Origin of the sequence: Rhizobium sp. 25PS6 (assembly GCF_032464655.1) — a bacterium.
In the GTDB taxonomy this organism is placed as follows: Bacteria; Pseudomonadota; Alphaproteobacteria; order Rhizobiales; family Rhizobiaceae; genus Rhizobium; species Rhizobium laguerreae.
On the sequence record NZ_JAWDIV010000015.1, the window covers coordinates 127285 to 140033 of the forward strand.

General features: G+C 59.5%; 9 protein-coding genes and 1 pseudogene. 7 read left to right on the forward strand and 3 right to left on the reverse strand.

The features are described 5' to 3' along the window. Positions 1 to 80: 80 nt before the first annotated feature. Both RWK44_RS21975 and RWK44_RS21980 read left to right on the forward strand, forming a co-directional pair. A complete protein-coding gene (locus tag RWK44_RS21975; RefSeq protein WP_017961276.1) occupies positions 81 to 335 on the forward strand; it encodes a DUF2164 domain-containing protein in 255 nt (84 codons plus the stop codon). 85 nt (positions 336 to 420) lie between these two features. After that, on the forward strand, positions 421 to 2013 hold the full coding sequence (locus RWK44_RS21980) for a hypothetical protein (RefSeq protein WP_221942374.1): 1593 nt from the start codon (positions 421 to 423) through the stop codon (positions 2011 to 2013). A gap of 43 nt (positions 2014 to 2056) precedes the next feature. Here RWK44_RS21980 and RWK44_RS21985 read toward each other — a convergent pair. Beyond that, a pseudogene (locus RWK44_RS21985) lies at positions 2057 to 2707 on the reverse strand (dihydrofolate reductase family protein); the annotation flags it as partial. Positions 2708 to 2802: 95 nt separating this feature from the next. Continuing rightward, positions 2803 to 3429, reverse strand: a complete 627-nt coding sequence (pncA, locus tag RWK44_RS21990) for a bifunctional nicotinamidase/pyrazinamidase (RefSeq protein WP_026265348.1) — start codon at positions 3427 to 3429, stop codon at positions 2803 to 2805. 370 nt (positions 3430 to 3799) lie between these two features. Here pncA and RWK44_RS21995 point away from each other — a divergent pair, with 370 nt between their 5' ends. Then, entirely contained in the window at positions 3800 to 4147 is a 348-nt protein-coding gene (locus RWK44_RS21995; protein WP_131666710.1) for a hypothetical protein, read from the forward strand. Positions 4148 to 4274: 127 nt separating this feature from the next. Here the strand turns inward: RWK44_RS21995 and RWK44_RS22000 are convergent, their stop codons facing one another. After that, complete coding sequence (locus RWK44_RS22000; protein ID WP_221942372.1) at positions 4275 to 6755, reverse strand: ATP-dependent helicase; 2481 nt, start codon at positions 6753 to 6755, stop codon at positions 4275 to 4277. 234 nt (positions 6756 to 6989) lie between these two features. Between RWK44_RS22000 and RWK44_RS22005 the strand changes: the two genes are divergently transcribed. The 4 genes from RWK44_RS22005 to RWK44_RS22020 all read left to right on the forward strand — a co-directional run bounded on the left by RWK44_RS22005 (position 6990) and on the right by RWK44_RS22020 (position 12689). After that, complete coding sequence (locus RWK44_RS22005; protein ID WP_168284095.1) at positions 6990 to 7466, forward strand: VOC family protein; 477 nt, start codon at positions 6990 to 6992, stop codon at positions 7464 to 7466. Positions 7467 to 7911: 445 nt separating this feature from the next. Continuing rightward, a complete protein-coding gene (locus tag RWK44_RS22010) occupies positions 7912 to 9855 on the forward strand; it encodes a PrkA family serine protein kinase (protein WP_020050804.1) in 1944 nt (647 codons plus the stop codon). A 12-nt stretch (positions 9856 to 9867) separates the two neighbouring features. Then, positions 9868 to 11142 carry a YeaH/YhbH family protein gene (locus RWK44_RS22015; RefSeq protein WP_020050803.1) on the forward strand — a complete coding sequence of 425 codons (1275 nt, stop codon included), beginning with the start codon at positions 9868 to 9870 and terminating at the stop codon, positions 11140 to 11142. Next, a complete protein-coding gene (locus tag RWK44_RS22020; RefSeq protein ID WP_168284096.1) occupies positions 11139 to 12689 on the forward strand; it encodes a SpoVR family protein in 1551 nt (516 codons plus the stop codon). Before RWK44_RS22015 ends, RWK44_RS22020 begins: the two co-directional genes overlap by 4 nt. Positions 12690 to 12749 lie beyond the last annotated feature (60 nt).

The following is a 12749-nucleotide window of genomic DNA, read 5'->3' on the forward strand; positions in this document are numbered from 1 at the left end:
CGGCAATTGAATTTCATTGATTGACCAATCGATTTCGCTGAACCATCAAACTCCCGATCGCATTCGGTAAAGAGGCAACCATGAAGAAGATCGAATTTTCGAAGGAAGAAAAGGCTGAGATCGTTTCGCGCATCCGCGCTTATTTCGACCGGGAGCTGGATCCCATCGGCGCTTTGCCGGCTGAATTCCTGCTTGACTTCTTCGTCGAGGAGATCGGCCCGTACGTCTACAATCGAGGGCTGAGAGATGCGCAGGCAGCCCTGTTGAAGCGAATGGAAGACATGGCCGAAGATATCCATCTGCTTGAGAGGGAGGAAAAAATTCTAGCGCCTTAGAATCAAACCAGAGCCTTCACTTAACGCCAAATTATTTCTGCACCGATATGGTCGTGACGCTTTCGTTCACCGGGTTGCGTGTTATTTGGCCGTGATTGTCTCTGTTATCGATGAACCTCGATCCGCCAAGCTCGGCAAAGCGTTGATCTTCACGGTCTGGCTTACGCTGGCGTCTGCGCTTTGCTGGTCCGAAACGGTCTGGCGTGACGAGGTTCGTGCTTTGTCACTCGCCCTCCAGGGGGATAATTTCATCGATATGCTTCGCCGGATGCATGGCGAGGGTCATCCTGGTCTTTGGTATATTCTGCTGCGCGCCGCCTATGTCGTGGTCGGCTCGCCTGTCGTCCTGAAGGTCGTCGCCCTGACGGTTGCGGCCGCGGCGGCCTATCTTCTGGTTTTCAGGCTGAAACTGCCGCTTTCCATCATGCTGCTGTCGTTGTTCAGCAGCTTTTCGATTTTCGAATATGCCGCGATGTCGCGAAATTACGGCATCAGCATGCTGGTGATTTTTCTTATCGTCCTGAATTGGGAGAGAGGAGCACGCAACGGCATATTGCTCGGCCTGTTGTTTGCCTTGCTTGCAAATACCAATGTCCATTCGGTCGTGCTCGTCGGCGGCTTCCTTGCCTATTGGTTTTTCGATTTGCTTCTGGCGCGACCAAGGCCTCCTCTGACGGAATATCGGGCCTTTGCGACAGCCGCTGCCATTGCCGCGGTTGGAGTTGTTCTATGTTTCGTAACGGTCTATCCGACCTTCAATGATACGGGGCAGAACGATCTCAGCGGCAAGAATTTCGCTTTGTTTGCCCTTGGTGCGCTTGCCGTGCCCAGTTCCCATTTTATGGAATTCTATCCCAACCGCGTCCTTGAACTGGTCGTGGCATATCCGTTGGCCTCCCATATTTTCGCAGCGTTGATGTCCGTGCTCATCTACGCCAGCCTGTTGGCACTGGCGAACCGGCGGCCGGCGATGATCGCAGCCGGACTGGTTCTCTTGGGGCTTTCGCTGCTTTTTACGCTTGTCTATCCGGGCGGATACAGACATCAGGTGCTCTGGCTGGTTTTCATGATCGCGATCACCGCCTTGACCAGACATACTCAGCGCGAGGGGGCGGGCGCTGCCAGCATCGAGGCTGCTGGCGGGATCGTAAGGTTCGGGCGTCTGTGCTTCCTGATATTGCTGGCGCTACAGGTCGTGTCCGGTATCGAAAAGATCAATCAGGCCTTCATAGCCGAAATACCCCTGAGCCGAAGCAAGGATTTCGGCGCGTTCATGCAATCGCGCCCTGATCTCAAGGACGCGGTCATCATAGCGGATCCCGACTATCTCGTGGAAGCCTTGCCCTATTACGTCTCCAATCGCACCTATCTCCTGCGGGAGGAGCGGTTCGGCGCCATTGTGCGATATACCCGCAACGCGCGGCTTTCGCTCAGCCTTGCCGATATCCTCCAATCAGCACGCCGATTGCAGCAGAGTGAGGGGGTGCCTGTCATCATTCTTCTCTCGCAGCGGCTCGATCGGATCACTGCTCCCGTCTCCTTGCGTGAAAGCTACGTATGGCGGCTGTCTCTGACGCCAGAGGAGATTTCGGCTTTCCAAAGCGCGACAGAGCTCGTCAAAAGCTTCGGTGCGGTTGCCGGAAGCGATGAGACCTACGACGCCTATGTCTTGAAATAAGAAGCCAGACAGCTGCCTGCCTAACTTCCGCTCTTTCGCTCGCCCGCGCTTTCTCAGCCCTCGCGCTCGCCTGCGAGGGCTCGGCCATCGCGAAGCTGCCGGTGTCGACTTTGCCGGCGCGCTCGTAGACGCTCATGATGACGCCTGTCGTCGATACCGAGCTGGCGGTGAGCTTCAGCGCCGCCGGCTTGGTGCCCTTGCCGAACAGGCGCTTGCCGGGGCCAAGGATGAGCGGGAAGGTCAGGAGCCGGAGTTCGTCGATCAGGTCGTGCACCAGCAGGGTTTGCAGCAGGCCGCTGCTGCCCTGCGTCAGGAGGTCCGGACCGTCCTCCTGCTTCAAGCGGGCGATTTCGGCGGCGGCATCGCCGCGCAGCGCAACAGAATTTTCCCAGGTGAGCGGCTCGGCGGAAGTGGTTGCGACATATTTGGTCGCGGAATTGAAGGCTCTTCCGATGGGATCGTCTTTGCCGACGAAGGGCCAGTGCGCTGCGAAGATCTCGTAGGTCTTGCGGCCGAGCAACAGCGCGAAGGGGTCGGTAAAAATCCGGTCCATGAAACCGCCCATCGGCTCGTCCCAATAATTGACGGTCCAGCCGCCAAGGGTGAAGCCGCCGGTCGGATCCTCCTGCGGCGTGCCCGGCGCCTGCATGACGCCATCCAAGCTCACGAAGGCTGCGGTAACAAGCTTTCTCATCTCTCAACTCCCATGATTGGTGCGTTCAGAGCCAAGGACGGATGGGCGGGTGCCGATCCGACATCCGCCACACTGTCTTTTGTCGCTGATCTCAATCAGCCGGCCAGGACCTTGGCGCTGTCGATGATCGCGATGCCATGTGTCCGCATTTCTTCGATGGCGGCGGCGACGCCTTCGGGCGTGATGCCGCGGCTTGCATCCTCGATGAAGCGCACGCGAACGTCAGGCATCATCTCCAGCGCATCGAGCGCGGAGAACTTGACGCAATAATCGGTCGCCAGCCCGCAGACGTCGAGGTCGGTGACGCCCTGATCCTCGAGGAAATCGGAAAGGCCGGTCGAGGCATCGCGGTCATTGTCGCGGAAGGCCGAATAGCTGTCGATAGCAGGATCCTCGCCCTTCTGCTGGATCAGGTCGATCTCTTCGGATTTGAGCTCGGGGTGCAGTTCGGCATCGAGCGTACCCTGAATGCAGTGATCGGGCCACATCATCTGTGGCTTGCCCGACAGTTCTCCCATCTCGAAGGGGGCGGCACCGGGATGGGCGGAGGCGAAGCTGCCGTGGCCCGGCGGATGCCAGTCCTGCGAAGCGACGATCAGATCGTATTTGCCGCTGTCGATCAGTCTGTTTGCGACGGGAACAACCTTGTCGCCCTCCGGCACCGGCAGATTGCCGCCCGGACAGAAGCCGTTCTGAATATCGACGAGCAGCAGCGCTTTCATCAAGGCCAATCCCTTCGCTCTATTGCAGTGCAAGACGCCAAGCGCACTGAATGGATCAACTAGTGGATTTCCAGGCGCGGACGCGCAAGTGTTAATTCTGGCACTAGCGGTCGTAAGTCGTCGAAACAGAATGCTCTAATACGATCATTGCGAGAGTTGACGGGGCGATCGGTGTCTGAGCGCGATTAAATCCATGCCGGTGTTGGCCCGAAATGCCGTAACGCAGTGCGGAAGAGCTATGGGCGGAGTGCCCGGGTTTGCGCGGCTACGGCATTTCGTCTGCTTTCCGCGAGAGGCGACGTCAACCGACCTTGCTCCGGGTCATGATTTCTGCCTTTCTTACCCTTGGAAGCAAGCCGGAAGCGAAACCATGTCAGAGCCGGATCCCGACGAAAAGATCGATGCGACGTTTCGCAACGGGTCGCTGACGGCGGCTGGAATCATCCTTGGCTTCTCGCTCAATTTCATCAGTGTCTGGGTTTCTAATCCCAATGACTGGAGCCGCATCGATATTCTGCCGATGCTGTTCCTGACCGTGGGCATCGCCGTCCAGGTGAAGGTCTTTGCCGATTTGCTGGCGCGGAACTCCCTCGTCGCCACCAATTATGATCGGTCGCGCCGGCTCTTTCTGATCGGGTTGGGAATCGTCGCCGCGGGCATGGGCATCGCCCTCGTCAACGATATTCTCGGGCTTGGAAGGATGCGGATGCTCGGGTGAGCGTTTTCGCGTCGTGCTGACTTGGATCGGTTCAGCTTTTCATGGGAGCGCAGAACCGCTCCAATCTTTTATTTTACGCAATTCCGGACGGAAAACCGCTTCGCACTTTTCCTGGAATTGCTCTGAGTCACACGCGATCGACGAATCCGTCCAGCACCCGTTTCTGTCCGGCCCGGTCGAACTCGATCGTCAGCTTGTTGCCCTCGATGCCAGTGATGTTGCCGTTGCCGAATTTCAGGTGGAATACGCGATCGCCGAGGGTGAATCTCGATGGTTCCGACGAGGTCGATTTCGCCACCAACTCGCCTTCGATGGTACGCCCCTTCGGGCCGCTTTCGCCGTAGCCGATGCGTTCGACGGCGTGGCCGGAGCGGGTGCCCCAATTATCGCGCGTAGCGTCGGTCTTGTTGGCCTGGGCGCGTTTCCAGCCAGGAGTGGAATACGAGTTGGCGAAGGGTTCGGCCTTGTCGAAGCGGGACTGGCCGTAGCCGCCGCGGCCATACCCGCCGTAGCTCTGCTCCATTGCGGCGACCTCGACATGGGTTTCCGGCAGTTCGTCGAGGAAGCGCGAGGGGAGGGTCGACTGCCAGAGGCCATGGATGCGGCGGTTGGAGACGAACCAGACGTGGCAGCGGTGCTTGGCGCGGGTGATGCCGACATAGGCGAGGCGGCGTTCCTCCTCCAGGCCGGCGCGGCCGCTCTCATCCAGCGAGCGCTGGTGCGGGAAGAGGCCTTCCTCCCAGCCCGGCAGGAAGACGGTGTCGAATTCCAGGCCCTTGGCCGAGTGCAGCGTCATGATCGAGACGGCGTCGAGGTTCTCGTTGGTCTCAGCATCCATCACCAGGGAGACGTGTTCGAGGAAGCCGCGCATCGACTCGAAGCTTTCCATCGAGCGGATCAGTTCCTTGAGGTTTTCGAGGCGGCCGGGGGCTTCAGCGCTCTTGTCGTTCTTCCACATGTCGGTATAGCCGGACTCTTCGAGGATCTGCTCGGCAAGTTCGGTATGCGGCGTGTTTTCAAGCAGTTCCTGCCATCGGCGGAAAGATTGAATCACGTCGAAGAGCGCTTTTCGCGCCTTCGGCTTCAGCTCGTCGGTCTCGATGATGTCGGCGGCTGCCGCAAGCATCGGGATATCGCGGGCACGCGCATAGTCGTGCAGCGCGCGCACCGTCGTATCGCCGAGGCCGCGCTTCGGGGTGTTGACGATGCGCTCGAAGGCGAGGTCATCGGCGGCCTGAGCAACCAGGCGGAAATAGGCCATGGCATCGCGGATCTCGAGGCGCTCGTAGAAGCGCGGGCCGCCGATGACGCGATAGTTGAGGCCGAGAGTGACGAAGCGGTCTTCGAATTCGCGCATCTGGAAGGAGGCGCGCACGAGGATCGCCATGTCGTTCAAGAGATGCTTGCCGCGCTGGAGCTGCTCGATCTCCTCGCCGATGGCGCGCGCCTCCTCTTCCGAATCCCAGGAAGCGTGCACCTGCACCTTGACGTCGTCCGGATCGGAGCGGTCGGTGAACAGCGTCTTGCCGAGGCGGCCCTCATTATGGGCGATCAGATGGGCGGCGGCCCCGAGGATATGTTCGGTCGAGCGGTAGTTGCGCTCGAGCTTGATCACCTTGGCGCCGGGGAAATCCTTTTCGAAGCGCAGGATATTGTCGACCTCCGCGCCGCGCCAGCCATAGATCGACTGGTCGTCGTCGCCGACGCAGCAGACGTTCTGCGGCTCGCCCTTGGGGCGCTGAGCGAGAAGCCTGAGCCACATGTACTGGGCGGTGTTGGTATCCTGGTACTCGTCGACGAGGATATAGCGGAAGCGGCCGTGATATTCCTTCAAGAGATCCGGGTTCTTGCGGAAGATCGCGATCGGATGCATCAGCAGGTCGCCGAAGTCGCAGGCGTTCAGCGTCGTCAGCCGCGCCTGATACGCAAAATAGAGATCGCGGCCGCGGCCATTGGCAAAGGCGCGGGCGTCGCCCTCGGGGATATCGGCGGGGCCGAGGCCTTTGTTCTTCCAGGTGTCGATCATGCCGGCGAACTGCTTGGCCGGCCAGCGCTTGTCGTCGAGGCCTTCGGCCTGGATGATCTGCTTGATCAAGCGGATGACGTCGTCGGTATCGAGAATGGTGAAATCGGAGCGCAGGCCGACAAGCTCGCCGTGGCGGCGCAGAAGTTTGACGCCGATCGAATGGAAGGTGCCGAGCCAGGGCATGCCTTCGACGGCGCCGCCGACGAGCAGCGCGATGCGCTCCTTCATCTCGCGGGCGGCCTTGTTGGTGAAGGTGACGGCGAGGATCTGCGAGGGAAAGGCGTGACCGGTGTTGAGGATATGGGCAATGCGGGTCGTCAGTACGCGGGTCTTGCCGGTGCCGGCGCCAGCGAGCACGAGGACGGGGCCTTCCAGCGTTTCGACAGCTTCGGTCTGTTCGGGGTTCAGCCCGGCGAGGTAATCCGGCCGCTTGCCGCCGTCGCGTGCTGCCATGGCGCGCGCCGCGATGCCGCCACCGGCGACGGGCGCCCTTTCGGCGGGGGCGGCAGGCGGCTGTGGCTTGCGCGCCATCTCGCCCGGCTCTTCGTCGAAGAAGGGCATATCGTCGAAACTATTGCTCATGGCGCGTAATGTAGTGATTCGGGAAGGAAAGACCAGAAAAGATGTTCTGCTTTCATTCCCGAGCCACCCGCTATCCCAAGCAGTTGGCTCTCAGCGACAGCGCCCGCCGGCGCGACGGCGGCGACACGACGGAAATATTGCAGCCACAGCATGTCGGAACCCGCGCCCGCTGCGCGTCCTTGGAGCATCGGACGGGAGTCCGGATCAACATCCGTCAACCAAGGAGATCGTTTCATGCCGAAGGTCGTTTCAAATCTCTGGTTCGCCGAGGAAGCGCGCGAAGCCGTCGAATTCTATGTGTCTGTTATCCCGGATTCCCGGATCGGCCGCACCACCATATTGCCGGCCGAAACACCGAGCGGGCCTCCCGGCAGCGTCGAACTGATCGAGTTTACGCTTGCCGACCAGGCCTTCCTGGCCATGAAGGCCGGCCCGCTCGATAGTTTCAACCATTCCTTCTCGATCGCGATTCTCGTGGAAAGCCAGGCCGAGATCGATCGGATATGGGAGGCATTCCTCGCCAATGGCGGCACGCCGGAGGCGTGCGGCTGGCTGAAGGACCGCTGGGGCCTCTCCTGGCAGATCGTGCCGCGCGTGCTCTCCGAGATGGTCGCCGACAGCGACCGTGAGCGCGCGAGGCGGGTGACCGAAGTGATGCTCGGCATGGTCAAGATCGACGTCGCTGCGCTCGATGATGCGTTCAACGGCTGAAGGCCTGCGGAGACATGATCGCAATATCCGGCGCATGATCGTCATGCGCCCATTCTCTAAGAATATTCTGTTTCTAAGAATATCCCGAACTTTCCAGCGTCATATGGCCCGTCGCAAATCGATATTCGCCGATCGAACGGGCCCGCCGCCTGCCGATCGCTGATTTTCGGGATCTCGAATCACGGGCGGTATTGCACACCTTTTTCATCTTTCTGTCACGTCGTGAAATGTGCTGATACCGCGATGGCGTCTTTCTGAACTATACTCACCAACAGTTTCGTACAGTAATTAAAGAACCGGTGGATGCACAATTTCGTGCATTGCTAGAAACGGCCGGTGAGCGTGGAATAACCGACGAAACTATTGATTCTCAGGAACGTCATGGCCATCTCGATGGTTATAGGGACACCTGAAGCCTGTGGCATTAACCTTGAATGGAGGGCCCATGCTGAGCGAATCCGTATTTGATGCGTTCACCCGCAGCTATGATGCGCGTCGCGAGACCGATATGTCGATCTCGGAGTATCTCGATCTTTGCAAAAAGGAACCGCTTGCCTATGCCAATGCGACCGAGCGGCTGCTCGCCGCGATAGGCGAAGCGCAGATGGTCGACACCGCCAGGGACACCCGCCTCGGCCGGATCTTCATGAACCGGACCATCCGGATCTATCCGGCCTTTGTCGGCTTCCACGGCATGGAAGAGACAATCGAACGCATCGTTTCCTTCTTCCGGCACGCGGCGCAGGGGCTTGAGGAGCGCAAGCAGATCCTCTATCTGCTCGGCCCGGTCGGCGGCGGCAAGTCATCGCTGGCGGAGCGGCTGAAGCTGCTGATGGAGGTTCATCCGATCTACGTGCTGAAGGCCGGTGACGAGATCAGCCCCGTTTTCGAAAGTCCGCTCAACCTCTTCGACCCGGACACGATGGGATCGCTCCTGCAGGAGCAATACGGCATTCCCCTGCGGCGCCTGAGCGGACTGATGAGCCCGTGGTGCCTGAAGCGGCTCGACGACTTCGGAGGCGATATTTCCCGCTTCCGCGTCGTCAGAGTACAGCCTTCGCGGTTGCGCCAGATCGCCATCGCCAAGACCGAGCCTGGGGACGAGAACAATCAGGATATCTCGTCCTTGGTCGGCAAGGTCGATATCCGAAAGCTGGAGACCTATTCCCAGAACGATCCGGATGCCTACAGCTATTCGGGCGGCCTCAACCGCGCCAATCAGGGCGTGCTCGAATTCGTCGAGATGTTCAAGGCGCCGATCAAGATGCTGCATCCGCTGCTGACGGCGACGCAGGAGGGGAACTATATCGGCTCCGAGAATATCGGCGCCATACCCTTCTCCGGCATCGTCCTTGCGCATTCGAACGAGGCGGAATGGCAGACCTTCAAGGCCAACAAGAACAACGAAGCGTTCATCGACCGTATTTGCGTGATCAAGGTGCCCTATTGCCTGCGCGTGACGGAAGAGCAGAAGATCTACGAGAAGCTGATCGAGGGATCGGAACTCGCCGATGCGCCATGCGCCCCGGCAACGCTCGAAATGCTGGCCCGCTTCTCCGTGCTTTCACGCCTGCGCAAGCATGAGAATTCGACATACTTCTCGAAGATGCGCACCTATGACGGCGAAAGCCTGAAGGAGACGGATCCGCGTGCCCGCAGTGTCCAGGAATATCGGGATGCCGCCGGCATCGACGAGGGCATGGACGGCATATCGACCCGCTTCGCCTTCAAGGTGCTCGCTTCCACTTTCAATCACGACACCACGGATATCGGCGCCGATCCCGTTCATCTGATGTATGTGCTGGAGCAGTCGATCCGGCGCGAGCAGTTTTCCGACGATGTCGAGAAGCGATATCTGGAATTCATCAAGGCCGATCTTGCGCCGCGTTACGCAGAGTTCATTGGAAATGAAATCCAGAAGGCCTATCTTGAATCCTATGCGGATTACGGACAGAATCTGTTCGACCGCTACGTGGACTATGCCGATGCCTGGATCGAAGACGTGGACTTCAAGGATCCCGATACCGGCCAGCTTCTCGACCGCGAGCTCCTCAACCAGGAACTGACGAAAATCGAAAAGCCGGCGGGAATCGCCAATCCGAAGGATTTCCGCAACGAAATCGTCAAGTTCTGCTTGAGATCGCGGGCAGCCAACGGCGGAAAGAATCCGTCATGGACGAGTTACGAGAAAATCCGGGAAGTCATCGAAAAGCGAATGTTCTCGCAGGTCGAAGATCTTTTGCCGGTTATTTCCTTCGGATCGAAGAAGGATTCCGAAACGGAAAAGAAGCACAGCGAATTCGTCTCGCGCATGGCCGCGCGGGGTTACACGGAGAGGCAGGTTCGGCGCCTCGTCGAATGGTACATGCGCGTCAAACAGGCAAGTTAATGTGGAGCCAATATGCACATTGTCGACCGTCGGCTAAATCCGCGCGGTAAAAGTCTGGAAAATCGGCAACGGTTTCTTCGGCGCATGAAAGGCGCCGTGCAGCAGGCGGTAAAGCGTTCTCTGCAAAACCGGAACATTCGCGATGTACTCGACGGCGGGGAAATCAGCCTGCCGATCGATGGAATGGCCGAGCCGAACTTGAGAAGGGGCGACGGCGGCATCCGCGACCATATCCTGCCTGGAAACAGGGCCTTCGTCGAAGGCGACATTCTTCCGCGCCCGCCGGGGAGCAGGGGCGGAAAACCCAAGGATGCGGGTGAGGGCGACGGCGAGGACGGCTTCCGCTTCGTGCTGACGCGCGAGGAATTCCTGGATGTGTTCCTGGACGATCTGGAACTGCCCGACCTTGCCAAGCGGCGCCTGGCCGAAACCGAGGAGGAAACTCCGTTCCGTGCCGGTTATTCCGTGTCGGGATCGCCGTCCAACATCGCCGTCGGTCGCACGACCAGGCTCGCGATGATGCGCCGTGTCGCGCTTCACCGTCCGCGCCGCGAAGAAATCGAAGCCCTGCAGCGGCAGATCGAGGAATGCGAGGACGACGAGAGCCGGCTGGCGCTTGAGGCAAAACTCAAATCTCTGACGGAAAAAAGCCGGCGCATTCCCTATATCGATCCGCTCGACGTGCGGTATCGCCGCTTCGAAAACGAGCCGAAGCCTGTGGCGAAGGCCGTGATGTTCTGCTTGATGGACGTTTCCGGCTCCATGTCGGAACACATGAAGGACCTGGCGAAGCGGTTCTACCTGCTGCTCTACCTTTTCCTGTCGAAGCGCTACAAGAAAGTGGAGATCGTCTTCATCCGCCATACCGACAAGGCCGAGGAAGTCGACGAGGAAACCTTCTTCTATGGCCCGGCAACCGGCGGTACGCTGGTCTCAAGTGCGCTAGCGGCAATGCGGGCGATCATCGCGGCGCGTTTCGATCCGGCGGAATGGAATATCTATGGCGCCCAGGCCTCGGACGGAGACAACGCCCATTCGGACGGGAACCTGAGCGGACAGCTGCTGCGCGAGATTTTGCCACAGTGCCAATATTTCGCCTATATCGAGGTCGGCGAAGAAGGCGGTGACTCCTCGGTATCCCGCTCGCCGCTTTGGATGCTCTATGACGGGATCCGTTCCGAGCTGCAGCCGCTTTCGATGCGCAAGGTCTGCCGGCGAAACGAAATATTCCCTGTTTTCCACGATCTCTTCCAGAAACGTGACGCACAGTCGAAGGTGACGCCATGACCATGACGATGAGGCCACGAGAGCGGCTATTATTCGAGGGGGCCGACTGGGATTTCGCAACGCTCCAGCGCATCCACGACGCCTGCGAGGAGATCGCGCTCGGCGAACTCGGCCTCGACGTCTATCCGAACCAGATCGAAGTCATCACCTCGGAGCAGATGCTGGATGCCTATTCCTCGACCGGCATGCCGCTCTTCTATCGGCATTGGTCCTTCGGCAAGCATTTCGCGCATCACGAAACCTTCTACCGCCGCGGGATGCGCGACCTTGCCTATGAGATCGTCATCAATAGCTCTCCCTGCATCTCCTATCTGATGGAGGAGAACACGGCGACGATGCAGACCCTTGTCACCGCGCATGCGGCCTTCGGCCACAACCATTTCTTCAAGAACAACTATCTCTTCAAGCTCTGGACCGATGCGGAAGGCATCCTCGACTACCTCGATTTCGCCAAGGGTTATATCACCCGCTGCGAGGAACGTTACGGCGAGGCGGCCGTCGAGCGCACGCTCGACGCAGCCCATGCGCTGATGTCGCACGGGGTGCATCGATACGCGGGCAAGACAACGATTGACCTTCGCCAGGAGGAGAAGCGGCAGCAGGAGCGCCGCACCCACGAGGAGCAGATGTTCAACGACCTGTGGCGCACGGTTCCCGTCGGCAAGGCGCGGAAGGCGGGCGACAGCGGCCTGGAAAAGCGCCGCGCCGCCCTCGGGCTCCCTCAGGACAACATCCTATACTTTCTGGAAAAGTCGGCGCCGCGGCTGCAGCCGTGGCAGCGCGAGATCCTTCGCATCGTCCGCCACGTCGCGCAATATTTTCATCCCCAGCGGCAGACCAAGGTGATGAACGAGGGAACCGCCACCTTCGTCCACTACCAGATCATGAACCGGCTTCACGAGCGGGGGCAGATCAGCGACGGAAACTTCCTCGAATTCCTGAAGTCGCACGCCAACGTCGTGTTCCAGCCGAGCTATGACGACCGGCGATTCTCCGGCTTCAATCCCTATGCGCTTGGCTTTGCGATGATGCAGGACATAGAGAGGATCGTCACGACGCCGACGGAAGAGGACCGCGCATGGTTTCCCGATATCGCCGGACGAGGCGATGCGATGGCGGTCCTGCGCGACATCTGGGCCAATTACCGGGACGAGAGCTTCATCAGCCAGTTCCTTAGCCCGAACCTGATCCGGCAATTGCGGCTGTTCCATCTCTACGACGATCCGGAGCAGACCGAGGGGGTACTGGTTTCGGCGATCCACAACGAGCGCGGATATTTGCGCATCCGCCGCCAGCTCTCCCGCGAATACGATATCGGCTGGACCGATCCGGCGATCGATATCGTCGACGTCGACCTCGCCGGCGACCGCCGCCTGCTTCTGCAGCACATCGTCATGAATGGCTGCTATCTCCAGGAAGCCGACATGAAACTCGTCCTGCAGCATCTTGCCGATCTCTGGGGCTACGACGTCCTGCTTCAGGAAATCGATGATTCCAACATCGTGGCGAGAGAACACACGGCGAGCCCGCGCAAGATCGTTCAGTGATCCAGCGGTTTTGTTGAGGCGCCGGACTTCTTGCTCGCTGCCGGCTATCGGTATATACCA